Source organism: Streptomyces mutomycini, assembly GCF_001700505.1.
Classification (GTDB): Bacteria; Actinomycetota; Actinomycetes; order Streptomycetales; family Streptomycetaceae; genus Streptomyces; species Streptomyces mutomycini.
Genome location: NZ_MAPV01000403.1, coordinates 1 through 869, shown reverse-complemented (window position 1 = coordinate 869; position 869 = coordinate 1). Strand labels below are relative to the sequence as shown.

Below are 869 nucleotides of genomic sequence, written 5' to 3'. Positions count from 1 at the left end.
CGCATACGTCAGTCCGTGCGCACCCGCTGGCGAAGTTGACGACGGCCCGCCTGGTGGAGGCGATCGAGGCGGCCGCCGACGAGCGCGGGGTGGCGGCCGCGGATCTGCTGGAGGGCAAGCCGAAGCAGCAGAGGGTGCTCACGCAGCAGCAGCGGATGGTTCACCGGTTCGGTGACCGGCACCGGATGCAGGTGGGCACCCTGCACAAGCTCGCCCGCGCCGTCGGTCTCTCGCTGGACGACGTCTACGGGGAGACCGAGCTGGCCGAGGCGCGGGAGCACGCGGATCAGCGGGCGGATGACCGGGTCCGCGGCTGGGACCTGATGCTCGATGTCCCCAAGTCCGACTCCGTCTTGCCCGGGCTGATGGGCGAGGCGGACGAAGGGGAGTACCGCGACCTGGTGCACCAGGCGACGCGGGAGACGATCCGCGAAGTGGAGCAGTGGGTCGGGTACGCGGTCGGTTCCGAGGACGGGCGGCCGGTCCGGCTCGCGGCCGGCGGCCTGCTGGCGTGGTCCGTGGAGCACCAGTCCGCGCGGCCGATGGGCGACGGGACGCCTGGCGACCCGCACCTCCACCTCCACGTGACGATCGCCAACATGGGCCTCTGCGAGGACGGCAAGTGGCGCTCGATCGGCAACTCCGGCCAGGACCTGCACCGGCACGCCGCAGCCGCCGACGCCTTCTTCAAGGCCCGCGTCCGCGCCCTCACCCATGCACGGTTCGGTGTGCGCCGGCAGCAGGCCGAGCGCACCGGCGCCTGGGAGGTCGACGGGATCCCCGAGCCTGTCCGCGATCTGTTCTCCCGGCGGCACAGCAGGATCGTGGACCTTGCCGGGGACGAGGCGGGGCGCCAGGAGCGCGACCGT

General features: G+C 72.7%; 1 protein-coding gene. It reads left to right on the top strand.

Going from position 1 to position 869, the window contains the following annotated elements; all coding sequences use genetic code 11:
* Positions 1-35: 35 nt before the first annotated feature.
* The coding region (gene mobF / locus BFF76_RS30745; RefSeq protein ID WP_244167395.1) for a MobF family relaxase at positions 36-869 on the top strand (834 nt) is incomplete at its 3' end.